The organism is Micromonospora sp. NPDC004551 (assembly GCF_040609975.1).
GTDB lineage: Bacteria > Actinomycetota > Actinomycetes > Mycobacteriales > Micromonosporaceae > Micromonospora.
On the sequence record NZ_JBEXLM010000022.1, the window covers coordinates 40,508 to 64,678 of the forward strand.

Below are 24,171 nucleotides of genomic sequence, written 5' to 3' on the forward strand. Positions count from 1 at the left end.
GCAGGGCGGGGAAGCCGTCAGCCGCGGTCGGCGGTGCCGCGGGCCAGCGGGACGACCAGCATGGCCTCGGTGCCGCCCTCGGCGCCGTTGCGCAGCTCGATGGTGCCGCGCAGCTCGCCGGTGACCAGGGCCCGGACGATCTGGAGGCCGAGGTTGCCGCCCTTCTCGGCGTCGAACTGCTCGGGCAGGCCCCGGCCGTTGTCGGCGACCGAGACGTGCAGCTGCTTGCGGAACCGGTGCGCGGTGACCACCACGGCCGGCTCCGGCGCGCCCTCGGGGCCCGGCGCGCCCTCCTCCCCGGCCGGCGGGAAGCCGTGCTCGACGGCGTTGAGCAACAACTCGTTGAGGATCATCACGAGCGAGGTGGCGATCTCGGCGGGGAGCACGCCGAAGCTGCCCTGGCGGCGCATGCCGACGCTCACCTCGGTGGCCGCCACCTCGGTGGCGGCGCTGGCCACCCGGTCGACGATGCCGTCGAACTCGACCGCCTCGTCGCTCGACATCGAGAGCGTCTCGTGCACCAGGGCGATGGAGGCGACCCGGCGTACCGACTCCTCCAGGGCGACCCGGGCCTCGGGCATGGCCACCCGGCGGGCCTGGAGGCGGAGCAGCGCGGCGACGGTCTGGAGGTTGTTCTTCACCCGGTGGTGGATCTCCCGGATGGTGGCGTCCTTGGTGATCAGGGCGCGGTCGCGGCGGCGTACCTCGGTGATGTCGCGGACCAGCACCAGCGCGCCGATCGGCACCCCCGCGGGCATCAGCGGCAGCGCCCGGGTGAGCATGGTGGCGCCCCGGGCGTCGATCTCCCGCCGGGGCGGGGCGTCGCCGCGCAGCGCGGCGAGCACCGCGTTCGCCGCGTCGGTGCCTTCGAGCGGATCGCCGGCGAGCCGGCGGTGCAGCTTGGCCAGGTCCTCCCCCACGAGGTGGGAGGCGTAGCCCAGCCGGCGGTACGCGGACTGCGCGTTGGGGCTGGCGTAGGTGACCTTGCCGTTGGCGTCGAGCCGGACCAGGCCGTCGCCGACCCGGGGCGCCGAGGTGGTCTCGCCGGGATGGCGGGGCGGCGGGAAGGTGCCGTCGGCGATCATCTGCGCCAGGTCGTCGGCGGTGGTCAGGTAGTTCAGTTCGAGCTGGCTGGGCGTGCGCGCGGTGGAGAGGTTGGTGTCCCGGCCGACCACCGCCACGACCTCGCCGGACTCCCCGTCGGCGGTGCGGAGCCGCACCGGGATGGCCTCGTGCCGGGCGGGCACGTCGCCGTACCAGACCGGGTCGCCCTCCCGCCAGATCCGGCCCTGCCGGTGGGCGACCTCCAGGTGCGCCACCTCCGGCCCGCCGACGATCCGGCCGACCTGGTCGTCGAGGTACGCGGTCGGCGCGGTCGTCGGGCGGACCTGGGCCACGCAGAGGAACGTGCCGTCGCCGTCGACCGGCACCCAGAGCAGCAGGTCGGCGAAGGACAGGTCGGAGAGGAGCTGCCAGTCGCCGGCGATCCGGTGCAGGTGGTCGATGTCGGCCGGACGGAGCGCGGTGTGCTCCTCGGCGAGGTCACGGAGGGTGGACACGCTGAACAGCGTGCCACGCCCGGCCTCACATCGTCGCCGTGACCTTCTTCAACCCGCGCGGGGCGTCCGGGTCCTCGCCCCGGGCCAGGGCCAGAGCCAGGGCGAGCCGCTGGAGCGGCAGGATGTCGAGCAGCGGCGCGTACCGCTCGTCGACCTCGGGCACGGCCATCCGGGCGGTCGCCTCGACCTCGGCGGAGCCGACCACCACGACGTCGGCGCGGCGCTCGCCGAGCCGGGGCAGCACCTCGCGCATCGACCGCCCGCCGGGGCCGGAGCCGACCACGGCGAGCACCGGCACGTCCGGGTCGGTCATGGCGAGCGGGCCGTGCAGCAGGTCGGCGCCGGAGAAGGCGAGCGCCGGCAGGTAGGAGGTCTCCATCAGCTTCAGCGCCGCCTCGCGCGCCGTCGGGTACGCGTAGCCCCGGCCGGTGGTGACGAGCTGGGCCGCGAACCGGTAGCGCGGGGCGAGCTGCGCCGGGGTGGCGTCGGACAGGGTGCGCTCGGCCAGCTCGGGCAGGCGGGCCAGGCAGGCCCGCTCCTCGGCGGGGAGCACGCCGTCGCCGGCGCGTACGCCCTCGATGAGCATGAGCAGCGCGAGCAGCTCGGCGGTGTAGGTCTTGGTGGCGGCGACGGCCCGCTCGTGCCCGGCGGCGATGTCCACGCTCAGCTCGGCGGTGCCCACCAACGGCGAGTCGGGGTTGTTGGTCACGGCCAGGGTGAGCGCGCCGGACTCCCGGGCCACCCGCAGCACCTCGGCCAGGTCGGGCGAGCCGCCGCTCTGGCTGACGCCGACCACCAGGGCGTCGGAGAGGTCCGGCCGGGCGCCGAAGACGGTGACGGCGCTGGGCGAGGCGAGCCCGGCGGGCAGGCCCAGCCGGATCTCGGTGAGGTAGGCCGCATAGAGCGCCGCGTGGTCGGAGGTGCCGCGGGCGGTGAAGACCACGTGGCGGGGCCGACGCTCGGCGATCACCGCCGCGACCCGGGCGATGGCCCCGGCGTGCTCGGCGGAGAGCAGGCGGTGGTAGCCGGCCGGCTGCTCGTCGATGTCGGCGGCCATCCCGGCCCCTGGACGCGTCACGAAAGACTCCCTCCTGCGCGATTGCCGCGCGTTCGGTGCTCAGTCTTGCATCTTTCGGCGACTGAGAGCAAAGGAACGAACAGGAGTGCGCAGTGGATCACCATCCGGTCGCATGATCCCCTAGGCTTGCCCGGCTGGCGGACCGACCACCCGAGAGGACGACGTGCCCGAGGACGACCCCGCGCTCTCGGCGGAGGAGCAACTCGCGCTGGCCCGGCTGGCGCTGGCCGAGGGAGACCTCCGGCACGCCGCCGAGCACGTGGCCGGCGCCCTCGTCCAGGCCCCCACGCTGCCCGAGGTGCACGAGACGCTCGCCCGGATCGCCGCGGCCAGCGGTGGCGATTTGGATCTCTTCCCGCTCGGCCACCACGCCTTCGTCGGCGCGGTGGTGGCCCGCGCCCACCTGCTCGCCGCCGCCGGCCGGCCCGCCGAGGGGCTCGACCTGCTGGCCGCGGCCACCGGCTACGCCCCCGCCGCCGAGTGGGCCGCCGTGCCCTGGGTGACCGCGCCCGACCTGCCCGAACGACTCGATCCCGAGCGCACCGCCCGGATCCTCATGCAGGTCTGCGCGGCCGCACCCGACCCGGTCCCCCGCCGGCTGCGCGACCCGCTGCGCCCGTACCTCACCCTGGCCCGCAACGCGGTCACCGTGCATCCGGCCCACCCGCTGCTGCTGGGCGCGGCGTCCGCGCTGGCCCGGCGCCTCGGCGAGGTCCCCCTCGCCGTCACCTGGGCCTCCCGGGGGGTACGCACACAGCCCACCAAACTCGGCGAGGTGTGGCTCGGTTACGCGTACCGCAGCGCGGGCCGGACCCGGGACGCGCTCGCTGCGCTGGAACGGGCGGTCGCCCTCGACCCCGACGACCTGGCGGTCTACGCCGACATCGCCGGAACGCTGGCCGACAACGGCCGGCTCGACGCGGCGCTGGACTGGATCGACCGGGCGCTGGCCAGGGACCCGACCTTCGACTGCGCCGTGCACACCGCCCACCGGCTGCGCTTCCAGCGCGACGGGGACGTGGCCCACCTGGTGGCCCTCGCCGACTTCGTCCGGGACCACCCCGACGACACCCACGAGCACGGCGACCTGGCCGAGTGCTGCCGCGGGCGACCCTGGCTCGGCCAGGTGACCCCGGCCGGCGGGCCGGTGCTGGACGCGCTGCGCCGGGCGCTCGCCGCGGACGCCCCGGTCGCCGTACGCCTCGACGGGCTGGAACCGCCGAGCGCCATGCGGACCGCGGCGACGGCCGCGCCGGGGCTGGCCGTCGAGGTGGCCGCGGTGGCCGACCCGGACCCGCGCGAACCCCGCCGGGCCACCACCCGCCGGCTCTGGCGGTACGACGGCACGGTGGCCGCGCCCGCCCTGCCCGTCCCCTCGGCCGAGGCGGCGGACCGGATCCGGCAGCTCGCCCACCCGGCGTGGCCGCACCCGCCGGCCGCGTACGACGCCGCGGTGGGACTGGCCACCCTGGACCTGGCGGACCTGCTCGGCCTGCTGGTGCACCCGCCGGCCGCGCCGGCCACCGCCCTCGGGCGGGTGCTCGCCGGCCAGGACCCGTCGCTCTGGGTGCGCTGCGTGCAGGTCTGGGCCTGCCTCGGCCTCCTGCACCACCGCACCGACGAGCCGTGGGCGGACTCCACGCGGCGGCGGGTGCTGCTGGAACTGCTCTGGGACGTGGAGGACTGGATCACCGAGGCGGCGATGTTCGCCCTGGTCACCGCCGCCTGGGTGGACCCCGGCGTACGCCCCGACGTGGCCCGCGTGGTGGCCGAGCGGCTCGCCGACGTGGCGGCCGTGGCCCGCGAGCGCCGGGTGCCGATCGCGGTGTCGCTGGCCCACCTGGCGCTGGCCACCCCGGATCTCGACCCCGCCACCCGCGCGCTGGCCGACACCCTGGTAACCGGTCCTGGCGGGGCCGCCCGGCCCGGACCCCTCCGCCGCCTCTGGCACCGCGTCGCCGCGCTCCTGCGCCACCGCTGACGGCGGTCCGGGAAAACGACGCGGCCACGCCGTACCCGGGAACGGGTCGGCGTGGCCGCGGCGGGTGGGTCAGGCGACGGGGGACTTGCCGAGAGCGGCCTCGGCCTGGTCCTCCGGGGTGGCGTCGGCCGGCGGGGCCTCGTTCGCCGCGCGCAGCGGGACCTCCTTGATGAACCAGGCGAGGACCGGAACCGCGACGGTGAAGAAGACCGCCCAGAAGAAGACGTGCGAGATGGCGTCGGAGAGGGCGCCGAGCACGACCTCCCGCACCGGCCCGGCCAGCTCCTTGAGCTTCTCCAGGTTCATGGCGCCGCCCTCGCCCCCGCCCGCGAAGGCCGGGCCGGCGGCGGAGTCGGCGAGCCGGTTGGCGAAGATCGCGCCGAAGAGCGAGACGCCGAACGAGCCGCCGATGGACCGGAAGAAGGTGGCCGCGCCGCTCGCCGCGCCCAGGTCCTTCTGCTCGACGCTGTTCTGCGCGATCAGCATCGACGTCTGCATGAGGAAGCCCATGCCGACGCCGAGCACCACCATGTAGAGCGAGGAGACCGTCTTGCTGGTGCCCAGGTCGAGCTGGGTCAGCAGGCCCATGCCGGCGGTCATCACGACGCCGCCGACGATCGGGAAGGCGCGGTAGCGGCCGGTCTTCGTGATGGCCCGGCCGACCACCAGCGAGACCACCAGCATGCCGAACATCAGCGGGAGCAGCAGCAGGCCGCTGTTGGTGGCCGAGGCGCCCTGCACGGTCTGCTGGTAGAGCGGCAGGAAGTTCATGGCGCCGAACATGGCGAAGCCGAGCAGGAAACCGATCACCGAGATGAGGGCGAAGTTCCGGTTGGCGAACAGGCCCAGCGGCAGGATCGGCTCGGGGGCACGCCGCTCGACCAGGCCGAAGGCCACCAGGGCGACCAGCGCGAGCGCCGCCAGGCCGAGGATCTGCGGGGAGGCCCAGTCGTACTCGTTGCCGCCCCACGTGGTGACCAGCACGATCGCGGTGATGCCGACCGAGAGAAGCGCGGCGCCCAACCAGTCGATCTTGTGCTCGGTGCGGTACTTCGGCAGGTGCATGGTGGTGGCGAGGACCAGCAGGGCCACGCCGCCGAGCGGCAGGTTGACGTAGAACGCCCAGCGCCACGAGAGGTGGTCGGTGATGAAGCCGCCGACCAGCGGGCCGGCCACCATGGCGATGGCCATGATGCCGGCGATCATGCCCTGGTAGCGACCCCGCTCGCGGGGCGGCACGAGGTCACCGATGATCGCCATGACGCCGACCATCAGGCCACCGGCACCGAGGCCCTGGACGGCCCGGAACGCGATCAGCTCGATCATGCCGGTGTCGACACCGCCGAAGACGCTGGACCCGGACATGCCGCACAGCGCGGAGCCGACCAGGAAGACGACCACCGAGGTCAGGAAGACGGTCTTGCGGCCGTAGAGGTCGCCGAGCTTGCCCCAGATCGGGGTGGAGACCGTGGTGCCCAGCACGTAGGCGGTGACCACCCAGGTGAAGTGGTCCGCCCCGCCGAACTCGAAGACGATCCGGGGCAGGGCGGTGCTGACGATCATGTTGTCGAGCATCGCGAGCATCATCGCGATCATCAGGCCGAAGAGGACGACCCGGACGTTGGGCCTCGTCGCCACCTGGGCTGGTTGACTCATGGGTAAGCTCCCCCGAAGATCTGTGACCAACTTACTTGCCGTCCGGCTAGTTACCTTACTAGCCGGACGGTAAGTTGGACACCAGAAACCGTCAAGCGAATTGGGGTACGCAGGGTGAGGGAGAGCACAGGCGGCACGCGGGAGCGGATTCAGGCCGTCGCGCTGGAGCTCTTCACCGAGCAGGGCTACGAGAAGACCTCGCTCCGGGAGATCGCCGAGCGGCTCGGCGTGACCAAGGCCGCCCTCTACTACCACTTCAAGAGCAAGGACGAGATCGTCACCAGCTTCGTCGACGACCGGCTGCGCCGGATGGACGAGCTGATCGAGTGGGCCGGCACGCAGCCGGCCACGCTGGCGACCCGGCGCGCACTGATCAGCCGCTATGCGGACGCGATGTTCGCCGGCGAGCTGCCCACGGTCATGCGGTTCTTCGAGCAGAACCAGACGGTGCTCAAGAGCCTCGCCGCCGGGCAGCAGATGCGCGACCGGATGATGCGGCTGGCGCACGAGCTGAGCCGGGGCGACGACTCCCCCGCCGCCCAGCTGCGTGCCGTGCTGACCCTGTTCGCCGTGCACAGCAGCTGGTTCGCGGTCCGCACCCCGGGCATCACCGACGACGAGCGCAAGAAGATCGCCCTCGAGGTGGCCGACGAACTGCTCGCCCGGATCGCCGACGGCTCCTGAGCGGCGCGGCCGCCGGTCCGGTCCGGGTCAGGCGGGTCGGGTCAGGTCCAGGCGCAGGCCGAGCAGCTCCACGCCGGGCAGCGGGGTCCAGTCCTTCTCCGGCGCCCGCACGAACCCCAGCCGCCCGTAGAGCCGCTGCGCCACGGCGGCCATCCCGCTGCGTACGCAGATCACCACGGCCGAGCAGCCCAGCTCGGTGGCGCGTGCCACGCACGCCCCCACCAGGGCCGCGCCCGCGCCCCGGCCCTGCGCGGCCGGGTCGACCGCGAGCATCCGGAACTCGGCCTCACCGGGGCCGGCGAGTTCGGCGTACGGGGTGCCGGGCAGCACGAACGTCACGGCGCCCGCCACCGCACCGGTGACCTCGTCGACGGCGACCAGCACCTCACCGCTCTCCGCGCGGGTGGCCACGTCGGCGAGCACCGGTGCGTAGCCGGTCTCGCCCTTGAGCTGCCCGTCGGCCTCGTACGCGGCGACCGTCAGGCGCGCCACCGCCGGGAAGTCGGCCGGCTCCGCCCGACGGACGCGCAGCCCGGTCAACCGATCACCGCGATCAGGTCACCGTCCTGCACGACGTCGCCCTCGTTGACCGCGATCTGCTGCACCACGCCGTCGGACTCGGCGATCACCGGGATCTCCATCTTCATCGACTCCAGGATCACCAGGGTGTCCCCCTCGGACACGGTGTCCCCGGCCGATGCGACGACCTTCCAGACGTTCGCCACCATCTCGGCGCGGATCTCCTCGGCCATCTCCGGGCCCTCCCTCTCGACCGGTGTTCCTGCGAACGGTATCCAATCATGACGCCGCTCACGCCCGGGCACAGCGCGCCCGGCACACCGGTTCCGCCCCCTCCGGTCCCCCGGCACCGCCGTCGGCACTAGCATCAGCGCGGTCGGTTCCCGGCGCCCGGGACCCGCACACGACCTCCGCCGCGCTCGCCCGCGGCCGGACCGTGACCAGCACAAGGAGGCACAGCATGGCGAAGAAGGCCCGCAAGAAGAAGGCCCGCAAGAAGAGCGGCGCCAACCACGGCAAGCGCCCCAACTCCTGATCCCCGGATCGAGAGGCGCCGGCCCTCGGGGCCGGACACACCGGTGGCCCGGGTCCTCGTGGACCCGGGCCACCGGTGTCTTCAGCTCGTGCCCGCCGCCGTCAGTCGGCCAGCTCGCGGGACTCGGTGGTCTCGAAGACCACCAGCTCGGTCAGGCGGACCCGCAGCCGCTCGCGCAACTGCTCCGGCGCGGTCTCGTTGCCGCAGCAGCGGGCGACCAGCGCCTTCACCTCCTGCTCGATGCCGTACTCGCGCAGGCAGGGCCCGCACTCCTCGAGGTGGGTGCGGATGAGGACCCGCCGCTCCTCGGCGCACTCCAGGTCCAGGTAGTAGTAGACCTCCGCGAGCACCTCACGGCAGTCCGTCTCGTGCGGCTCTCCACAGCTCACGGTCACACCTCCCGGCCGGCGGCGGCGGTCGAACCCTTGGACGGCGCGGCGCTGAAGCCCCGCTCCGCCGCGTACTGCTCGAGCAGCTTGCGCAGATTACGACGGCCACGGTGCAGCCGGGACATCACGGTGCCGATCGGCGTGCCCATGATGTCGGCGACCTCCTTGTAGGAGAAGCCCTCGACGTCGGTCAGGTAGACCGCCAGGCGGAACTCCTCCGGCAACTGCTGGAGGGCCTCCTTGACGTCGCTGTCCGGCAGCCGGTCCAGCGCCTCGGTCTCCGCCGACCGCAACCCGCTGGACGTGTGCGACTCCGCCTCGGCGAGCTGCCAGTCGGTGATCTCGTCCGTGGGCGCCTGCACGGGCTGGCGCTGCCGCTTGCGGTAGGAGTTGATGTAGGTGTTGGTCAGGATCCGGTACAACCAGGCCTTCAGGTTGGTGCCCTGCTCGAACTGGTGGAAGGCCGCGTACGCCTTCAGGTAGGTCTCCTGGACCAGGTCCTCGGCATCCGCCGGGTTGCGCGTCATGCGCAGCCCGGCAGCGTAGAGCTGGTCGACGAAGGGCATCGCGTCCCGCTCGAAGCGGGCCCTGCGCTCGTCCGTCTTCTCGGTCGTCAACCGCACGTCCCCTCGCGTCGGATGCTTTCCCGCCGAGGATACGCGTACCCACCTGTCGGCAGATTCACTTCCGGACTGTGTGCTGGTGCTCACGGCCGACGCCGTCCCGGGCCAGTCCGGCGCGTCGAGCAGCCGCTTGAGCCGCTGCGCGTCCTGGTCGTCCCGTTCCCGGCTCCGTGTCTCGGTCGGCACCGGTCACCCCCCTCGGCTGGAAAAGTCATCCCGGGGGTAGTAACGCCCGCCGCCGGGCCGGACATTCCGTCGCCGCCCCACCCGTTCCTGGTCCCGGCCTCGGCCGCGACCGACGCTGGGACCAGGAAGGGCCTGGGAGGGTGGCCCCGGACGCCCGAACCGGGCGGCCGACACCATCCGTAGCAACGACCCGCCGCCACGGACGGTCACGCCGACGCCGCGCCGCCACCGCGTGTCGCCCGGACCGGTCAGGCCGGGACCCAGCCGCGGGCGCGGAGCCAGTCGCGGACGACCGCCGCGGTGGCCGCCGGGTCGCCGCGCAGGTCGTGCCGCTCGCCGGGGCGCGTCACCACCTCGACGCCGGCCGCGGGCTCGGGCACCCCGAACGGGTCCCGGTCGCCGTTGACGACCAGCGTCGGCAGGCAGGTGCGCAGCTCGTCGGCCCGGGAGCGCTCCGGCCGCCCCGGCGGGTGCAGCGGGAACGCCAGGGCGACGATGCCGGCCGCGCCGACCGCGTGCGCCGTGCGGCAGGCGACCCGGGCTCCGCTGGACCGGCCGCCGACCACCCAGCGGGCCGCCTCCGGGTGGCGGGCGCGGAGTTCGGCCAGCACCACCGTCCACGCCTCGTCGAGGTGTCCCGCCGGTGCGGGGGCGCGCCGCCCGGCGACCCGGTACGGCTGGGTCACCCGGACCACGCCCGCGCCGGCGCCGACCAGCGCGTCCCGGACCGCCACCAGGTCCGGGGCGTCGACGTCGCCGCCCGCCCCGTGGCCGAGCACCAGCACGGTGGTGCCGGCGGCCGGCAGGTCGGCGTGGATCCGGGCCGGTCCGCGGGGTGTCCCGATCTCGTCGCTGTGCCGCACCGGCCCATTCTGCGCAGGACACCGGCCGGCGCGGCCGTCAGGTGGCAAAATGCGTCGCCCGCGTTTTCGGGAAAACGCGGGCGACGGCGGAACGGGTGTCAGCGCGACGGCACCAAGGTGAGCAGGCGGTCACGGACCGGCGGGCCGGCCTCGTCGAGCGCGTCCGGATCCGGCTGCACCTCGCTGCGCCAGGCGACCAGCATGGCCCGCCGCTCGCGCGGTGTGGTGCCGCCCCAGACGCCGTGGCAGTCGCCCACCTCCAGTGCCCAGGCGAGGCACGACCCCTGGACGTCGCAACTGCGGCAGAGCGCCACGGCCGCGTCGGCCGGTTCGTTGGGCGCCGGAAAGAACGTCTCCGGATCCACGCTCTGACAGGTTCCTCTGGTCCGCCACGCCTCGTCGTGACGCCGCTCGCGCAAGGCCCGCAGCAGTCGCGGATCTCGCCGCGCGGCGGCCACCTCGTGCGGGCGGGGCATACGTGCCCGTGTCAATACACCCACCTCCCCCGTGGGACCGGCAATGATCATGAAGGATCGATGGGTGTCATCCGCCCCGTGCGAACAGACGCCCAACACCGGCGCTGTGTTCTATCGCACTTGCGCAGGCGCGGACAAGGGCCTCCGGCAAACATGGCTAAACGGCCGGGCGACGTTTCAGGCGCAACCCCGGCAAATCAGCACACGACAATGTGCTGAGTGTGATCAGAACAGGGTCATTTCCGTGTCTGCCTCCGCACGTGCCAGGGGGACCCGGGCGGTCAGCTCCGGGCCGTCGTTGCGGACGTCGCCGACCGCCGGCGAGACCGGGCGGATCTCCAGCCCGGCGAGCCAGGCCGGGGCGGGCGGCGCGAGCAGCCCGGCGGCCTCGGTGGCGGGGCCGAGCCAGGACGCCCAGCGCTCCCGGGGCAGCAGCAGCGGCATGCGGTCGTGCACCTCGGCCAGCTCGCCGACCGCCGCGGTGGTCAGCACACTGAAGGTGAGCCGGGCCTCGCCCTCCGGCTGCCAGAGCGACCAGATGCCGGCGAAGGCCAGCACCGAGCCGTCGCGCGGGGTCATGAAGTAGGGCTGCCGCCGGCCGTCGGCCTGCCGGACCCACTCGTACCAGCCGTCGGCCGGGACCAGGCAGCGCCGGCGGGCGAGCGACGGCGCGTACGCCCGGCTCGTGGCGACGGTCTCCACCCGCGCGTTGATCATGCGGGCGGCGCCCCCGGCGGTGCGGGACCAGTGCGGGACGAGCCCCCAGCGGCCGACGGAGAGCAGCCGGTGCCCCTCGGGGGCCAGCCGGACCAGCGGTACGGGATCGGTCGGGGCGACGTTGAAGTCCGGGCCGACCCCGCCGGTCTCGTCGGACGACTCGAACAGCGCGCTCAGGTCGCCCGCGCTCCGGGTCGTCGCGTACCTCCCGCACATGGCGCCAACGCTAACCCGCCGCCGTCGTTCCGGCTGTCCCGCCAACCGGGAGCAGGCACGACGGGCGGTTCCACCAGCCTGCGGAGTTGGCAGAATGTAGGGGTGGGGAATCTGACCGCGACGCGTCCGCCGCAGCCGTGGACCGCGCCGACCGCGAGCGACCCGGTCGCCGCGACACTGCGCCTGCCCGGCTCCAAGTCGATGACCGCCCGGGCCCTGGTGCTCGGCGCGCTGGCCAGCGGCCCGTCGACGCTCGACCGGCCGCTGCGCGCCCGCGACACCGAGCTGATGGCCGGCGGCCTGCGTGAGCTGGGCGCGCACATGTCGGTCTCCGACGACGACCGCTGGCTGGTCCGGCCGAACCCGCTGGCCGGCCCGGCGCACGTCGACGTCGGCCTGGCCGGCACGGTGATGCGGTTCCTTCCGCCGGTGGCCGGGCTGGCCGAGGGCCGGGTCACCTTCGACGGCGACCCGCACGCCCGGACCCGCCCGCTCGGCCCGCTGATCGGCGCGCTGCGCTCCCTCGGCGTCCGCGTCGACGCCCCGCCCGCCGGCAGCCTGCCGCTGACCGTCCTCGGCGCCGGCCGGGTCACCGGCGGCGAGGTGGTCATCGACGCCTCCGCCTCCAGCCAGCTCGTCTCCGGGCTGCTGCTGGCCGGGCCGCGCTTCGAGCGGGGCCTGGTCGTCCGGCACGAGGGGCCACCGGTGCCCTCCGCGCCGCACCTGCGGATGACCGTGCAGATGCTGCGCGCCGCCGGAGCCGCCGTCGACGACGCCACCCGCGACGTCTGGGCGGTCGAGCCCGGCCCGCTGACCGGTCGGGGCTGGGAGATCGAGCCCGACCTCTCCGGAGCGGCGCCGTTCTTCGCCGCCGCCCTGGTCACCGGCGGTGAGGTGACCCTCCAGGGCTGGCCCCGCAGCAGTCTCCAGCCGGTCGAGCAGCTGCGCGGGCTGCTGCACCGGATGGGCGGCGAGGTGACGCTGGGCACCGCCGGTCTGACCGTGCGGGGCACCGGCACGGTCCGCGGGCTGGACGCCGACCTCTCCGACGTCGGCGAGCTGACCCCGGTGCTGACGGCGCTGGCCATGCTCGCCGACTCGCCGTCCCGGCTGACCGGCGTAGGGCACATCCGCGGGCACGAGACCGACCGGGTCGCCGCCCTGGCGAAGGAGTTCACCGCACTGGGCGCCGACCTCACCGAGACCACCGACGGGCTGGAGATCCGGCCCCGCCCGCTGCGCGGCGGGACCTTCCGCACCTACGACGACCACCGGATGGCGCACGCCGCGGCGGTGGCCGGGCTGGCCGTCCCCGGCATCGAGGTCGACGACGTCTCCTGCACCTCGAAGACCATGCCGGAGTTCCCGGCACTATGGTCGGGGATGGTGACCGGCAAGAGCTGACGACGGGGGGACGTCCTGGCGACCAGGCGGCGGGAGTACGACGAGGACGACGTCCGGGTGCGACCGGGGAAGTCCTCGCGCCCGCGTACGCGCACCCGGCCCCGGCACGAGGACGCCGTCGACGGGTTCGTGATCGCCGTCGACCGGGGGCGCTACACCTGCGTGCTTCCCGACGCCGGGCCGGACGACCCGACCGTGACCGCCATGCGGGCCCGCGAGCTGGGTCGCAAGTCGGTGGTGGTGGGCGACCGGGTGAGCCTGGTCGGCGACACCTCGGGCGCCCCGGGCGCGCTGGCCCGGATCGTCCGGATCGCCGAGCGGCGCTCGGTGCTGCGGCGCACCGCGGAGGACGACGCCACCACCGCCGAGGGGCGCCTCGAACGCGTGGTCGTGGCGAACGCCGACCAGCTCGTGATCGTCAGCGCGCTCGCCGACCCGCCGCCGCGCACCGGGTTCATCGACCGCTGCCTGGTGGCCGCGTACGACGCCGACATCGAGCCGTTGCTCTGCCTGACCAAGGCCGACCTGGCCGGCCCGGAGGCGGTGCTCGGCTACTACACCGAGCTGGAGCTGCCGTACGTGCTGATCCGGCCCGACTCCGACCTGGCCGCGCTGCGCGCGCTGCTCGCCGGGCGGGTCTCGGTGCTGGTGGGCCACTCCGGGGTGGGCAAGTCGACGCTGGTCAACCGCCTCGTCCCCGAGGCCGACCGGGCGGTCGGCACGGTCAGCGCGATCGGCCGGGGCCGGCACACCTCGACCAGCGCCGTGGCGCTCCGGCTGCCCCTGGCACCGCGCGGCGACCTTGAGCCGCCGGAGGCGCACAGCGATCCGGGCTGGATCATCGACACCCCGGGCGTCCGCAGCTTCGGGCTGGCCCACGTCTCCGCCGAGAGCCTGCTGCACGGCTTCCCCGACCTGGTCGAGGGGACGGTCGACTGCCCGGCCAACTGCCAGCACACCGCCGAGGAGGCGGACTGCGCCCTCGACGCATGGGTGGCCGCCGGCAAGGCGGACCCGCGCCGGCTGGCCTCGTACCGCCGGCTGCTGGCCTCCCGCAGCGGCGAGGGCGACCCGCGTGAGCCGGAGCGGAACCCGGGGGATCCGCTCGCCGGTTCCTGACCGGCGGAACCCGGGCCACCCGCCGGTCGGGGCGGCGCGGGCGTCGCTAGCGTGTCCGGCATGACCGGGTACGCCGACGACCTCGCCCTCGCCCACCGGCTCGCGGACGCCGCCGACGCGGTCGCCACGGCCCGGTTCCGCGCCCTCGACCTGCGGGTCGACTCGAAGCCCGACCTGACCCCGGTCTCCGACGCGGACACCGCCGTCGAGCGGGAGATCCGCGCCCTGCTCGCCACCCACCGCCCCGCCGACGGCCTGCTCGGCGAGGAGTACGGCGAGCAGCCCGCCACCGGACCCGAGGGGCGGCGCTGGATCGTCGACCCGATCGACGGCACCAAGAACTTCATCCGGGGCGTACCGGTCTGGGCCACCCTGATCGCGCTGCTGGAGGGTGAGCGGCCGGTGCTCGGCCTGGTGTCCGCCCCGGCGCTGGGCCGGCGCTGGTGGGCGGCCCGCGGCGCGGGCGCCTTCGCCGGTCCCGACGCGGCCTCGGGCACGCCGATCCGCGTCTCCGGGGTGACCACCCTGGCCGACGCCAGCTTCTGCTACTCCTCGCTGACGGGCTGGGAGGAGACCGGCCGGCTGGACGCGGTGCTCCAGGTCATGCGGGACGCCTGGCGCAGCCGGGCCTACGGCGACTTCTACGGCTACATGCTGCTGGCCGAGGGTGCACTGGACGTGATGGTGGAGCCGGAGCTGTCGCTCTGGGACATCGCCGCGCTGGTCCCGATCGTCACCGAGGCGGGCGGCACGGTCACCGACCTGGCCGGGCGGCCGGCCCCGGCCGGGGACGCCTCGGGCGACCACAGCGCCGTCGCCACCAACGGCGCGCTGCACGACGACATCCTGGCCCGGCTCGCCCGGCCGGCCGCGCGCTGACCCGCCGACAACCTCTATCCTCGCCAGGTGGTGTCCTCCGGTTGGTGCTTCCTGGCGGCGATGATCGTCGCGTACGGCTTCGCCAACCTCCTCCAGTCGGTGGCCGCGGCGCGGACCACCGTGCACCACACCTTCGACCCCGGGCTGCTGCTCCGGCTGGCCGGCCACCGGACCTACCTGGTCGGGCTCTCCTGCCAGGTCGTCGGCTTCGTGCTGGCGTTCCTGGCCCGCCGGGACCTGCCGCTGTTCCTGGTCCAGGCCAGCGTGGCGGCCGGGCTGGGGGTGACCGCCGTGCTCGGCGTGCTGGTGCTCAAGTGGCGCCTGCCGGCCGCCGAGGTGGCGCTGCTGGTCCTCCTGTTCGGCGGGATCATCGCGCTGGTGCTGTCCGCGGAGCCGGCGCCGTCCCGGCAACTCGGCACCGCCGGACTGGTCGGCCTGGCGGTGGCGCTCGGGGTGATCGCCGTGCTCGGCTTCTTCGCCGCCCGGCTGCACGGCGCACCGGGCTCGGTGGTGCTGGGATCGCTGGCCGGGATGGCCTTCTCCGCCGCGGCGGTGGCGGCCCGGCCGCTCGCCTCGGCCGACTCGGCGGAGGCGTTCGTCCGCGACCCGCTGCTCTACCTGCTGATCGCCCACTCGGTGGTCGGCCAGCTCCTGCTCGGCCTGGCCATGCAGCGCGGCTCGACCACCGCCGCCGTGGCCGCCATGGACGCCGCCGGCGCGGTGCCCGCGGCGGTCATCGGCCTGCTGCTGCTCAACGACAGGATCTGGCCGGGGCGGGAGTGGCTGGCCGGGATCGGCTTCCTGGCCACGCTGGCCGCGGTGGTCGGCCTGACCCGCTACGCCGAGCCGCAGCACCACCACACGGTGGCCCGCAACCGGGAGCGGTCCATGATCGGTGCCGGCTCGGCGGTCCGCGCCCGGCGCTGAGTCTCAGGCCGCCTCGACGGGGCCGCGCTGCTCGGCGGCCACCTCGACGGGGCGGGGGGCCTCGACGGCCGGCTCGGCCGGCTTGCGCCGCCCGATGACCCGCTCGTAGAGCCGCTCCAGCGCGCCCGCCGTGCGTTCCCAGGTGTAGCTGCACCGCACCCGGTCCACCGCGGCGTGTCCGTAGGCGAACCGCCCGGCGTTGTCGGCGAGGATCCGGCGCAGGGTGACCCCGAGGGTGCGCACGTCTCCGGGCGGCACCAGCTTGCCGGTCACCTCGTCGACCACCGCGTCGGCGATACCGCCCATGGCGTAGCCGACCACCGGGACGCCGCAGGCCATCGCCTCCAGCGACACCCGGCCGGCGGACGAGTAGTGCGGGGTGCAGGCGACCACGTCGGCGGAGCGGTACCAGGTGGCCATCTGGTCGTGCGGAACCGCGCCGACCAGCTTCACCTGCTCGGCCACCCCGGTCCGCTCGGCCAGCTCGCGCAGCCGGCGCGCCTCGGCGTGGCCGGCGAGCTGCTCGGCCGGCGGGCCACCGGCGATCACCAGCTCGGCGTCGCCGACCAGCCGCATGGCCCGGATCAGGTCCTCCTGGCCGTGGCCGGCCGCGAGCCCGCCGACGGAGAGGATGCGCGCCCGCTGGTCGCGGGGGGCCGCCTCACCGTCCGGGTGGAACTGCGCGGTGTCCACCCCGGTCGGCACCATCGCCACCGAGGTCCGCTGGAGTCCCATCCGGGTCAGCTCGTCGACCTCGTCGTTGCACTGGGCGACCGCGATGTCCACGGCCCGGGTCAGCGCCCGTTCCAGGGGGATCCGCTCCCCCGGCCCGTCGTACCCGCGGCCGAGGTGGCGCAGCTGCTCGACACCGAGCGAGTGGAAGGTCTGCACGACCGGGATGTCGGTCTCGCGGACGGCGTGGGCCGCGGCCAGCCCGCCGACCCAGTAGTGCCCGTGCACCACCTCGGGGGCCCAGTCGCCGGCCCACCGCTGCGCCAGCCAGCGGCCGAACTCGGTGACGTACGGGACCAGCTCGGCGGTGGGCAGCGGGGCGGGCGGGCCGACGGGGACCCGCTCCAGGTGGTAGCCGTCCACGTCGACGGACTCCTGGCCCCGCGCGTCACGGCGCTCGTACACCCGGACGTCGTGGCCCCGTGTGGCGAGCTCGGCCGCCACCCGCGCGATGTGCTGGTGCGTCCCGACGGTGGGACCGTCGACGGACGGGCCGGCGTGCGCGCACACAAGGCCGACGCGCATGGTGCACCTCCATGCGTTCTCGCGAGCGGTGGGTCCTCCGGTCAGAGGGTCCCATTAACCAGACCCCGGTGCGCCGAAACCTGGCAGATCGGGAGCCCGCCCGACGGACCGTCGCACGAACGGGACAACGCGGCCCGGTCGGGTTCGTGGCAATCTGCCCCGCCCGGACCCCCGGCAACCGTGATCCGGGCGACTCCGTCGGCATGACCCGGCCGGACCGGGGGTACCGGCGGAGAATGCCTCTCACCCGCAGCCTCGACGACGCCACGATCGTGATCACCGGCGCCTCCAGCGGGATCGGCGCGGCCACCGCGTACGCGCTGGCCCGGCGCGGTGCCGACGTCGTGCTGGCCGCCCGGACCGAGGAGGCGCTGCGCCGGGTCGCCGACCGCTGCCGGGAGCTGGGCGGGCGGGCCCTCGTGGTGCCGACCGACGTGACCGACCCGGAGGCGGTGGAGCGGCTCGCGGCACGGGCGGCGGCCGAGTTCGGGCGGATCGACGGCTGGGTCAACAACGCGGCGGTGGGCACCGTCGGTCTCTTCGACGAGATCCCGGTGACCGAGTTCCGCCGGGTGGTCGAGGTGAACCTGCTCGGCACCGTCTACGGCAGCAAGGCGGCGCTGCCGTGGCTCGACGCGGCCGGCGGCGGGGTGCTGGTCAACAACGCCTCGGTGCTGGCCGAGGTCGCCATGCCGTACCAGTCGGCGTACAACGCCACGAAGCACGCCATCCGGGGACTGGCCGACACGGTCCGGCAGGAACTGCGGGTCACCGGCCGGGGCCACATCTCGCTCTGCACGGTGCTCCCGGCCAGCATCGACACCCCGTTCTTCCGGCACGCCGCCAACCACACCGGGCGGGAGCTGACCCCGCCGCCACCGGTCTACCCACCGGACCTGGTGGCCGAGACGATCGTCCGGCTGCTGCGCCGCCCGCGCCGCGAGGCGTACGCCGGTGGCGCGGCCCGGCTCCTGGGGCTCCAGTGGCGGCTCGCCCCGGCGCTGGCGGAGCGGGCGCTCGGCTGGTACACGGCGCGCACCCAGTTCGGCCCCGGCGCCCGCCTGGACGCCACCGGCAACGTCTTCCGCGCCGACGCGGCGGCCGAGCGGACCGACGGCTGGCAGGGCCGGCGCGGCCAGCTGCTCCGGCTGACGGCGGCCTTCGGGCTGGCGGCGGCCGGTACCGCAGTCGGCACGATGGCGGCGATGAGCCGGCGTTCCCGGACGGAGCGCTGATGAGTCCCGCCGACCGGACTGATGCGCGCCGGGGGGCGGCCATGCACAATGGGACGATCATGCCGACGGACGTGCGCTGCCTCGTGGAGACGGACGAGTCCTCCGCGGTCATCCGGCTGACCGGCGTCCTGGACCTGGCCGGGTTCGGCGCGGTCCGGGACGCGCTGCTCGCCCGGCTCTGGCGGCGGCCCGGCGCGGCGATCGTCGACCTGTCCCGGGTGCGGATCGCCGACCCTGCGGCCTGGGGCGTCCTCGACGAGGTGCACCGTGTGGCGGTCGACTGGCCGGCCGCCGGCCTGCTGGTCTTCGACCCGGCCGGCCGGCCGGTCTGCGCCGCGCCGGTGCACCGGTCCCTCGACGCGGCGCAGACCGCACTGCGCGACGCGCCGCTCGCCGCGGTGCTCACGGCCGACCTGCTCCCGGTGGTGTCGGCGGCCCGGGAGGCGCGGGCGCTGGTCACCGACGGCTGCGCCCGGTGGGGCGTACCGGAACTGGTCGAGCCCGCCGCCATCGCGGTCACCGAGATGGTCAACAACGTGGTCGCGCACGCCGGTACGCCGATGACCGTCCGGGTGGCGCCCCAGGACAGCACGCTGCACCTGGCGGTCCGGGACCACTCCGGGCGGCGGCCGGCGTACGCGGGGCTGGCCCCGGTCACCTCCACCGGCGGCCGGGGGCTGCTGCTCATCGACACGGTGGCCCGGCACTGGGGCACCACACCGCTTCCCGACGGCAAGGTGGTCTGGTGCGTGCTGCACGCCGAGGACGAGGCCCCGCTCCGGAACTGAGGCCCTTTTCGCCCCGTTCCTCCCGATCCACCCCGCCCGCTGCGGTTAATCGGGCGAGCGCAGTGGGTAGTTCCCCGTCATGCGCGACGACGAGTACCCCGCCCCCGTGTCCGACACCGAGGCGAACGGCCTGCCCGGCACCGCCGACGACGACTCGACCGCCGACGACGACGTCCTGACCGGGCGCGAGGCGGACGGGCCGGACCCGGCCCAGCTGCCCGCCGACCGCACCCCCGTGGCCGTGGACCGCTTCGGCACCACGGCCGAGGAGCAGCTCGACGGGGAGTCGCTCGACTACAAGCTCCAGCGCGAGCAGTACGAGCGGCCCGCCGACGACCCGCTGGCCGGCCCGGTCGACCCGGACATCGCCGCCGAGGCGGACAGCGAGGAGGCCGCCGCGCAGGCCCAGCTCGACGCCGACGTGATCGACCCGGGCCCGACCTCCGACCCGCACTCCCCGGTCTCCATCTACGACCACGGGCAGCTCGGCACGGTCGCCGACCACCAGGTGGGGCGGCTGGTCGAGCCGGACGAGGGCGCACACACCGACCAGGAGACCGACAACGTCGCCTACGACGCCGGCGCGGCCGGGGGCGGGGCGACCGCGGAGGAACTGGCCGTCCACGAGACCCGGCCGCCCGCGGCGAGCTGACCCTCAGTCGTCCAGGCCCCGCTCGATCGCGTACCGGGTCAGCTCGACCCGGTTGTGCAGCTGGAGCTTGCCGAGCGTGTTCTGCACGTGGTTCTGCACCGTCCGGTGCGACAGCCCGAGCCGCTCGGCGATCTGCTTGTACGACAGGCCCTTCGCCACCAGACGCAGCACCTCGGTCTCCCGCTCGGTGAGCCGGGGTGCCTCGTCGTGCGGGGCGGCCGGCGCGGCGGCCAGCCGCCGGTACTCCCCCAGCACCAGTCCGGCCAGGCCCGGGGTGAAGACCGGCTCACCGGCCGCCGTCCGGCGTACCGCGTCCAGGAACTCGGCCGGCGCGGCCGACTTCAGCAGGTAGCCGGTGGCGCCGGCCTTGACCGCGTCCAGCACGCTCTGCGGCTCGCCACTGGCCGACAGCATCAGCACCCGTACCTCGGGCAGCACGGCGCGCAGCCCCTGGATCACCTCGACGCCGGAGACGTCCGGCAGTTGCAGGTCGAGCACGACCACGTCCGGGCGGGCCGCCGCGGCCACCCGGACCGCCTGGCGCCCCTCCCCGCTGGTCGCCACCACCAGGTGACCGGCCTCGGTGAGGTCGCGGGCCACGCCCTCCCGCCACATCGGGTGGTCGTCGACCACCATCACCCGGATGCTCACCGGCCACCCCGCGGCACGGTCAGCTCGATCTCGGTGCCGGCGCCCGGGGCGGAGACGATGCGCACCTCGCCGCCCAGGTCGGCCACCCGGCCCCGGATGGACTGCGCCACCCCGAGCCGGCCCTGCGCGGCGGCCTCGGCCAGCCGCCCGTCCGGGATCCCCGGCCCCTCGTCGCGTACCGAGACGGTCACCGTCTCCCCCTCGTCCTCGATCAGCACCCAGGCCCGCCCGCCGGCGTGCCGGGCCACGTTGTCCAGGGCCGCGCCGACCGCGGCGGCCAGCTCACCGGCCAGCCGGTCGGGCAGCGGCACCGGGGTGGCCGGCGCGGCCACCTGCACCACCGCCGAGGCGTACCGGTCGAGCAGGTCCCGCAGGTCCCGGTCGCCGCCCGTGCCGTCCGGGGCGGCGCCCGCCCGGCCGATCAGCGCGCGCAGCGCGGCCTCCTGCTCACCGGCCAGCCGGGCCAGCTCGGCGGCCTCGCCGTCCAGGTCCGCCCCGCGCCGCCGCACCAGCGCCAGCACCTGGAGCACCGAGTCGTGGATGTCCCGGGCCAGCCGCTCCCGCTCCCGGGTGGCCGCCTCCAGCTCCACCGCCCGCTCCAGCCGCGCCTCGGCCTCCACGGCGAGCCGGGCCACGTGCCCCACCACCACACCGGCCAGCAGCATGAGGATCACCCCGGTGAGCGAGGACTGGCTGATCCGCTCCCGGGTGGCCAGGTCGACCCCGCCGAGTACCAGCGCCGCCACCGCGCCGCGCCGCCGGCCGCCGGAGACCGCCCAGGCCAGCACCGGCCCGGCCAGCCAGGCGACGGTCAGGGTGGGCACGCCGGCGGCGAGCGCCGCGCGGCCGACAACCCACGGCGTGGCCAGCATGATCGCCAGCACCACGCCGAGGTCGGCCAGGAGCAGGGGCCAGCGCCGGCCGGAGGGCCGCGCGTAGCCGGCCGTGGCCGCCCCGGACCAGGCCAGCATCCCCAGGAGTACGCCGCCGGCGGCGACCGGGTGCGCGTAGCGGTGGGCGTCGCGGAGCACCAGCACCCCCACGTACGCCAGCGAGGCGAAGCGGAACACCGCGATGGACCGCCACAGCGGGCCCTCCAGGCCACCCGGGGACGACGGCATGCGGGACACCCTGCCACAGCCGCGCACCGGCAGCCCGTGAGGTGCGGCGCGAGAAACCCTGACGTACGGTGGAAATGCCGCGAAAATCACCGAGATCCATCGTCGGGACGGGGCCATGACGAACGCAGAACCCCCCGCACCGCGTACGGTTGTGCCCATCGAACATTCCCTCCTCATCGCCGAGGCCTTCACCCAGGCCCAGGTGACCGAGCTACGGCACTCGGTCACCTCCTGCGCGCACGCGGCGGGGTTGCTCGGGCAACGGCTGGACGACTTCGTGCTGGCGGTCAACGAGCTGATCACCAACGCGGTCCGGCACGGTGGTGGCCAGGGGCGGCTGCGGCTGTGGCGCCGCCCCGGCGAGCTGGTCTGCGAGGTCGCCGACCACGGCCACGGGATCAGCGTGCAGCGGCTCAGCGACCGCGCCCGGCCCGCACCGGACACCGCCGGCGGCTGGGGCCTCTGGCTCGCCCGGGAACTGAGCGACACCATGGCGGTGGAGACCGGCGAGGCCGGCACGGTCGTCCGGATCACCACGGCGCTGGCCGCCCAGGCCGTCGCCGACGACTGACCGGGCGGCCGCGCCCGACCTCAGCCGAAGAGGGCGCTCACCGACTCGCCGTTGTGGATCCGCCGCATCGCCTCGGCCAGGGCCGGCGCCACCGAGAGCACCTCCAGCTTCGGCACCCGCTTGTCCTCCGGGATCGGCACCGTGTTGGTGCAGACGATCTCCAGCACCCCGTCCTGCTCGCTGAGCCGCTTCAGCGCGCCGCTGGAGAACAGGCCGTGGGTGCAGGCCAGCCGGATCGAGCGAACCTGCCGCTCGCGCAGGTGGCTCATCAGCTCGATGACCGTGCTGCCCTTGGCGATCTCGTCGTCCAGCACGATGACGTCCCGGTCGGCCACCTCGCCGATGATCGTGCTGATCTGCACCCGGTCGTCGCTGTACCGCTGCTTCGCGCCGGCCGCCACCGGGGTGCCGAGCATCCGGGCGAACGCCGCCGCCTCCTTGGCGTTGCCCAGGTCCGGCGAGACCACGACGGTGTTGCTCAGGTCCCGGCCCCGGAAGTGGGCGGCCAGCTCGCGCAGCGCGTGCAGGTGGTCCACCGGCACGCTGAAGAAGCCGTGCACCTGCGGCGAGTGCAGGGTCATGGCGAGCACCCGGTCCGCGCCGGCCGAGGTGAGCAGGTCGGCGACCAGCCGGCCACCGATGGAGATGCGCGGGGCGTCCTTCTTGTCCGACCGCGCGTACGCGTAGTGCGGCAGCACCACGGTGATCCGGCCGGCGGACGCGCCGCGGGCCGCGTCGATCATGAGCAGCAGCTCGACAAGGTGCTCCTGCACCGGCGGCACCAGCGGCTGGATGAGGAAGACGTCACGCTCCCGGCAGTTCGCCTGCAACTGCACCTCGAGGCAGTCGTTGGCGAACCGGGACACCCGCACGGGGTGCAGCGGGACGTCGAGGTGGGCACAGATCTCGGCGGCGAGGTCCGGGTGGGCGGTCCCGCTGAACACGGCAATGTCACGCACGTCTGCCGATCGTACGGGTGGGCGGGTGCCCGGCGGAGGACGCTCCCGCGTGCTCAGGCCCAGCGGTTGCCGGTGAGCTTCTCGTAGACCTCGACGTAGCGGGCCCGGGTCGCCTCGACCACCTCGGCGGGCACCTCCGGGGCGGGCGGCTGACGGTCCCAGCCGCTGCCGGTGGCCCAGTCGCGCACGTACTGCTTGTCGAAGGAGAACTGGGCGCGACCCGGCTGGTAGGACTCGGCCGGCCAGAACCGGGACGAGTCGGAGGTGAGCAGCTCGTCGGCGAGGATCAGGGTGCCGTCCGGCGCCCAGCCCAGCTCGATCTTGGTGTCGGCGATCAGGATGCCCCGGTCGGCGGCGACCTCCGCGCCCCGCCGGTAGACGTCGATGGTGATCTGCCGCAGCCGCTCGGCGGTCTCCGCGCCCACCTTGTCGACCACCTCGGCGTAGGTGATCGGCTCGTCGTGCTCGCCCTTGGGCGCCTTGGTCGACGGCGTGAAGATCGGCTCGGGCAGGATCGACGCCTCCACCAGGCCGCGGGGCAACTCGACGCCGGAGACCGAGCCGGTGCGCCGGTACTCGGCGAAGCCGCCGCCGGTGAGGTAGCCCCGGGCGACGCACTCGACCGGGACCATCTCCAGCCGCCGGCAGCGGATCGCCCGGCCGGCGAACTCCGCCGGCACGTCGGTGGCCGAGATGACGTGGTTCGGCACCAGGTCGGCCAGCTGCTCGAACCACCACAGCGACAGCGCGGTGAGCAGGCGGCCCTTGTCCGGGATCGGCGTCGGCAGCGCCACGTCGTAGATGGAGACGCGGTCGGAGGCGACCAGGATCAGGTCCTCGCCGTCGGCGTAGACGTCCCGGACCTTGCCCGAGTGCAGAAGTTCCACGGCGCCTAGTACACCATGCGCAACGGCGGCGCCCGGTGCGGCCACCGATCGTCCCGTGCCGCCGGGGATTTTGTGTTGCCGAGGCGCGTGCGGTGCCCTACCGTCCCTTTCCGCACCTCCCGGTGCGCCAGGCAACGGCTACTCCGCTCATAACGGGGAGACGCGGGTTCGAATCCCGCCGCCGCCTCGCGGCGGTGTCGACCAGCGGCCCAGGTCACCTATGGCCCGCAAGGGCCAGT

24 protein-coding genes and 1 pseudogene are annotated in these 24,171 nt (G+C 74.7%); 10 read left to right on the plus strand and 15 right to left on the minus strand.

Annotated elements, in window-relative coordinates; translation table 11 throughout:
• Positions 1 to 17 precede the first annotated feature (17 nt).
• Positions 18 to 1,559 (minus strand): histidine kinase N-terminal domain-containing protein, encoded by a 1,542-nt coding sequence (locus ABZW14_RS23685; protein WP_355350376.1) that lies wholly within the window; start codon positions 1,557 to 1,559, stop codon positions 18 to 20.
• A 25-nt stretch (positions 1,560 to 1,584) separates the two neighbouring features.
• Positions 1,585 to 2,616, minus strand: coding sequence for an SIS domain-containing protein (locus tag ABZW14_RS23690; RefSeq protein ID WP_355350519.1), 1,032 nt, complete (start codon positions 2,614 to 2,616; stop codon positions 1,585 to 1,587).
• A 184-nt stretch (positions 2,617 to 2,800) separates the two neighbouring features.
• On the opposite strand from ABZW14_RS23690, the gene ABZW14_RS23695 reads away from it, so the two are divergent.
• Entirely contained in the window at positions 2,801 to 4,618 is a 1,818-nt protein-coding gene (locus ABZW14_RS23695) for a tetratricopeptide repeat protein (RefSeq protein ID WP_355350378.1), read from the plus strand.
• 69 nt (positions 4,619 to 4,687) lie between these two features.
• Here ABZW14_RS23695 and ABZW14_RS23700 read toward each other — a convergent pair whose 3' ends face one another.
• On the minus strand, positions 4,688 to 6,274 hold the full coding sequence (locus ABZW14_RS23700; protein ID WP_355350380.1) for an MDR family MFS transporter: 1,587 nt from the start codon (positions 6,272 to 6,274) through the stop codon (positions 4,688 to 4,690).
• A gap of 114 nt (positions 6,275 to 6,388) precedes the next feature.
• Here ABZW14_RS23700 and ABZW14_RS23705 point away from each other — a divergent pair, with 114 nt between their 5' ends.
• Entirely contained in the window at positions 6,389 to 6,958 is a 570-nt protein-coding gene (locus ABZW14_RS23705) for a helix-turn-helix domain-containing protein (protein WP_355350382.1), read from the plus strand.
• Between the two features lie 27 nt (positions 6,959 to 6,985).
• Here the strand turns inward: ABZW14_RS23705 and ABZW14_RS23710 are convergent, their stop codons facing one another.
• The 7 genes from ABZW14_RS23710 to ABZW14_RS23740 all read right to left on the minus strand — a co-directional run bounded on the left by ABZW14_RS23710 (position 6,986) and on the right by ABZW14_RS23740 (position 11,482).
• The gene (locus tag ABZW14_RS23710) at positions 6,986 to 7,498 is read right to left on the minus strand and encodes a GNAT family N-acetyltransferase (RefSeq protein WP_355350384.1); all 513 of its coding nucleotides are present in this window, start codon (positions 7,496 to 7,498) and stop codon (positions 6,986 to 6,988) included.
• Complete coding sequence (locus ABZW14_RS23715) at positions 7,495 to 7,710, minus strand: biotin/lipoyl-binding carrier protein (RefSeq protein WP_089012714.1); 216 nt, start codon at positions 7,708 to 7,710, stop codon at positions 7,495 to 7,497. The genes ABZW14_RS23710 and ABZW14_RS23715 overlap by 4 nt, the downstream gene beginning before the upstream one ends.
• A gap of 403 nt (positions 7,711 to 8,113) precedes the next feature.
• On the minus strand, positions 8,114 to 8,401 hold the full coding sequence (rsrA, locus tag ABZW14_RS23720; RefSeq protein ID WP_355350386.1) for a mycothiol system anti-sigma-R factor: 288 nt from the start codon (positions 8,399 to 8,401) through the stop codon (positions 8,114 to 8,116).
• 2 nt (positions 8,402 to 8,403) lie between these two features.
• The gene (locus ABZW14_RS23725) at positions 8,404 to 9,210 is read right to left on the minus strand and encodes a sigma-70 family RNA polymerase sigma factor (RefSeq protein ID WP_355350388.1); all 807 of its coding nucleotides are present in this window, start codon (positions 9,208 to 9,210) and stop codon (positions 8,404 to 8,406) included.
• A gap of 248 nt (positions 9,211 to 9,458) precedes the next feature.
• Positions 9,459 to 10,073 (minus strand): alpha/beta family hydrolase, encoded by a 615-nt coding sequence (locus ABZW14_RS23730; RefSeq protein ID WP_355350390.1) that lies wholly within the window; start codon positions 10,071 to 10,073, stop codon positions 9,459 to 9,461.
• Between the two features lie 98 nt (positions 10,074 to 10,171).
• The gene (locus ABZW14_RS23735; protein WP_355350392.1) at positions 10,172 to 10,564 is read right to left on the minus strand and encodes a WhiB family transcriptional regulator; all 393 of its coding nucleotides are present in this window, start codon (positions 10,562 to 10,564) and stop codon (positions 10,172 to 10,174) included.
• 210 nt (positions 10,565 to 10,774) lie between these two features.
• Complete coding sequence (locus tag ABZW14_RS23740) at positions 10,775 to 11,482, minus strand: SOS response-associated peptidase (protein WP_355350394.1); 708 nt, start codon at positions 11,480 to 11,482, stop codon at positions 10,775 to 10,777.
• Between the two features lie 102 nt (positions 11,483 to 11,584).
• Between ABZW14_RS23740 and aroA the strand changes: the two genes are divergently transcribed.
• The 4 genes and pseudogenes from aroA to ABZW14_RS23760 all read left to right on the plus strand — a co-directional run bounded on the left by aroA (position 11,585) and on the right by ABZW14_RS23760 (position 15,920).
• On the plus strand, positions 11,585 to 12,886 hold the full coding sequence (gene aroA / locus ABZW14_RS23745; protein WP_355350396.1) for a 3-phosphoshikimate 1-carboxyvinyltransferase: 1,302 nt from the start codon (positions 11,585 to 11,587) through the stop codon (positions 12,884 to 12,886).
• A gap of 162 nt (positions 12,887 to 13,048) precedes the next feature.
• Positions 13,049 to 14,005 (plus strand): ribosome small subunit-dependent GTPase A, encoded by a 957-nt coding sequence (rsgA, locus tag ABZW14_RS23750; protein ID WP_355350521.1) that lies wholly within the window; start codon positions 13,049 to 13,051, stop codon positions 14,003 to 14,005.
• Positions 14,006 to 14,065: 60 nt separating this feature from the next.
• On the plus strand, positions 14,066 to 14,884 hold the full coding sequence (hisN, locus tag ABZW14_RS23755; RefSeq protein ID WP_355350398.1) for a histidinol-phosphatase: 819 nt from the start codon (positions 14,066 to 14,068) through the stop codon (positions 14,882 to 14,884).
• A gap of 60 nt (positions 14,885 to 14,944) precedes the next feature.
• Positions 14,945 to 15,920: pseudogene (locus ABZW14_RS23760) on the plus strand (hypothetical protein).
• Here ABZW14_RS23760 and ABZW14_RS23765 read toward each other — a convergent pair.
• Positions 15,815 to 17,068, minus strand: a complete 1,254-nt coding sequence (locus ABZW14_RS23765; RefSeq protein ID WP_355350400.1) for a glycosyltransferase — start codon at positions 17,066 to 17,068, stop codon at positions 15,815 to 15,817. The pseudogene ABZW14_RS23760 and the gene ABZW14_RS23765 sit on opposite strands and share 106 nt — an antisense overlap.
• A 236-nt stretch (positions 17,069 to 17,304) precedes the next feature.
• Here ABZW14_RS23765 and ABZW14_RS23770 point away from each other — a divergent pair, with 236 nt between their 5' ends.
• The 3 genes from ABZW14_RS23770 to ABZW14_RS23780 all read left to right on the plus strand — a co-directional run bounded on the left by ABZW14_RS23770 (position 17,305) and on the right by ABZW14_RS23780 (position 19,743).
• Positions 17,305 to 18,303 (plus strand): SDR family oxidoreductase, encoded by a 999-nt coding sequence (locus ABZW14_RS23770; RefSeq protein ID WP_355350402.1) that lies wholly within the window; start codon positions 17,305 to 17,307, stop codon positions 18,301 to 18,303.
• Between the two features lie 59 nt (positions 18,304 to 18,362).
• Positions 18,363 to 19,091 carry an ATP-binding protein gene (locus ABZW14_RS23775; protein ID WP_355350404.1) on the plus strand — a complete coding sequence of 243 codons (729 nt, stop codon included), beginning with the start codon at positions 18,363 to 18,365 and terminating at the stop codon, positions 19,089 to 19,091.
• 79 nt (positions 19,092 to 19,170) lie between these two features.
• On the plus strand, positions 19,171 to 19,743 hold the full coding sequence (locus ABZW14_RS23780) for a DUF5709 domain-containing protein (RefSeq protein WP_355350406.1): 573 nt from the start codon (positions 19,171 to 19,173) through the stop codon (positions 19,741 to 19,743).
• A gap of 3 nt (positions 19,744 to 19,746) precedes the next feature.
• Here the strand turns inward: ABZW14_RS23780 and ABZW14_RS23785 are convergent, their stop codons facing one another.
• A complete protein-coding gene (locus ABZW14_RS23785; RefSeq protein WP_355350523.1) occupies positions 19,747 to 20,379 on the minus strand; it encodes a response regulator transcription factor in 633 nt (210 codons plus the stop codon).
• A gap of 11 nt (positions 20,380 to 20,390) precedes the next feature.
• A complete protein-coding gene (locus tag ABZW14_RS23790; protein WP_355350408.1) occupies positions 20,391 to 21,515 on the minus strand; it encodes a DUF5931 domain-containing protein in 1,125 nt (374 codons plus the stop codon).
• Between the two features lie 115 nt (positions 21,516 to 21,630).
• Between ABZW14_RS23790 and ABZW14_RS23795 the strand changes: the two genes are divergently transcribed.
• A complete protein-coding gene (locus ABZW14_RS23795) occupies positions 21,631 to 22,086 on the plus strand; it encodes an ATP-binding protein (RefSeq protein ID WP_355350410.1) in 456 nt (151 codons plus the stop codon).
• 20 nt (positions 22,087 to 22,106) lie between these two features.
• On the opposite strand, the gene ABZW14_RS23800 is transcribed toward ABZW14_RS23795, so the two are convergent.
• On the minus strand, positions 22,107 to 23,045 hold the full coding sequence (locus ABZW14_RS23800; protein WP_355350412.1) for a ribose-phosphate pyrophosphokinase: 939 nt from the start codon (positions 23,043 to 23,045) through the stop codon (positions 22,107 to 22,109).
• Between the two features lie 53 nt (positions 23,046 to 23,098).
• Positions 23,099 to 23,932 carry a phosphoribosylaminoimidazolesuccinocarboxamide synthase gene (locus tag ABZW14_RS23805; RefSeq protein ID WP_355350413.1) on the minus strand — a complete coding sequence of 278 codons (834 nt, stop codon included), beginning with the start codon at positions 23,930 to 23,932 and terminating at the stop codon, positions 23,099 to 23,101.
• Between the last annotated feature and the right edge of the window lie 239 nt (positions 23,933 to 24,171).

Bases quoted from the DNA above. Each gene is read 5' to 3' on its own strand.
- ABZW14_RS23690 (WP_355350519.1), bottom strand. From the start codon at position 2,616: ATGGCCGCCGACATCGACGAGCAGCCGGCCGGCTACCACCGCCTGCTC.
- ABZW14_RS23700 (WP_355350380.1), bottom strand. From the start codon at position 6,274: ATGAGTCAACCAGCCCAGGTGGCGACGAGGCCCAACGTCCGGGTCGTC.
- ABZW14_RS23715 (WP_089012714.1), bottom strand. From the start codon at position 7,710: ATGGCCGAGGAGATCCGCGCCGAGATGGTGGCGAACGTCTGGAAGGTC.
- ABZW14_RS23740 (WP_355350394.1), bottom strand. From the start codon at position 11,482: ATGTGCGGGAGGTACGCGACGACCCGGAGCGCGGGCGACCTGAGCGCG.
- hisN (WP_355350398.1), top strand. From the start codon at position 14,066: ATGACCGGGTACGCCGACGACCTCGCCCTCGCCCACCGGCTCGCGGAC.
- ABZW14_RS23765 (WP_355350400.1), bottom strand. From the start codon at position 17,068: ATGCGCGTCGGCCTTGTGTGCGCGCACGCCGGCCCGTCCGTCGACGGT.
- ABZW14_RS23770 (WP_355350402.1), top strand. From the start codon at position 17,305: ATGCCTCTCACCCGCAGCCTCGACGACGCCACGATCGTGATCACCGGC.
- ABZW14_RS23775 (WP_355350404.1), top strand. From the start codon at position 18,363: ATGCCGACGGACGTGCGCTGCCTCGTGGAGACGGACGAGTCCTCCGCG.
- ABZW14_RS23780 (WP_355350406.1), top strand. From the start codon at position 19,171: ATGCGCGACGACGAGTACCCCGCCCCCGTGTCCGACACCGAGGCGAAC.
- ABZW14_RS23785 (WP_355350523.1), bottom strand. From the start codon at position 20,379: ATGGTGGTCGACGACCACCCGATGTGGCGGGAGGGCGTGGCCCGCGAC.
- ABZW14_RS23790 (WP_355350408.1), bottom strand. From the start codon at position 21,515: ATGCCGTCGTCCCCGGGTGGCCTGGAGGGCCCGCTGTGGCGGTCCATC.
- ABZW14_RS23795 (WP_355350410.1), top strand. From the start codon at position 21,631: ATGACGAACGCAGAACCCCCCGCACCGCGTACGGTTGTGCCCATCGAA.